The 804-nt window shown below is 70.5% G+C and carries 1 protein-coding gene; it reads left to right on the plus strand.

The window, feature by feature from the left end:
* Positions 1–316: 316 nt before the first annotated feature.
* A complete protein-coding gene (locus ACFV2J_RS01990; RefSeq protein ID WP_385093191.1) occupies positions 317–688 on the plus strand; it encodes a PRC-barrel domain containing protein in 372 nt (123 codons plus the stop codon).
* The last annotated feature ends 116 nt before the right edge of the window (positions 689–804 follow it).

The raw sequence follows: 804 nt of genomic DNA on the forward strand, positions 1-804 counted from the left end.
TTTTTTTTTTCCCGCTCGGGGGGGGGGGGGGGGGGGTGGGTGGGGGGGTGTGGGGGGGGGGGGGGGGGGGGGCCCCCCGGGGGCCGGGGGGGCCCCCCCCCACCGCCATGTCGTCCTCCACCACGACGGATCTCCCGCTCGCACATCGATCGCCGGCCCCTGCGCGGGGATTCCCGTACCGGATGAATGAAGCACTCCCGCAGGGGCACCCGGAGTCCGGGCGGAAAACGAGAACCGTCCCGCACCCCATACGGAAAAAGGAAGAGCGGCAGGGAACCCCTCGCCGCATTCTGTTTACCGGAGGAGCTGTTTTCGCGTGACTGAGCATGTGTGGAGTTACAAGTCGACCTCGGGCCACCTGGCCGGTGCCGATCTGACCGGCTACAAGGTCGAGGCGACCGACGGCGGAATCGGCAAGGTCGACAAGCACTCCGACGAGGTCGGTGACGCCTACCTGGTTGTGGACACCGGGGTCTGGATCTTCGGCAAGGAGGTCCTCCTCCCGGCGAGCACCGTGATCCAGATCGATCCGGAGGACAAGAAGATCTTCGTCGACCGGACCAGGGAGCAGATCAAGAACGCCCCCGAGTTCCATCGCGACAAGCACCTCGGCGACGCCGGCTACCGCGACGAACTGGGGGCCTACTACGGCCCGAACGCCCCCTTCGGCGGTCAGCCCACGATCTGACCCCCGGCACCTGAGCGGGGGGCCGGCGGCCCAGAGGGCGCGGCGCCCCCCCGCGGCGGGGGGGGCGGCCACGCGCGCCCCCCGGCTGAGTGTGCCGGGCGGGGGGAGACACCCCA

Source organism: Streptomyces sp. NPDC059668 (genome assembly GCF_042734135.1).
GTDB lineage: Bacteria > Actinomycetota > Actinomycetes > Streptomycetales > Streptomycetaceae > Streptomyces.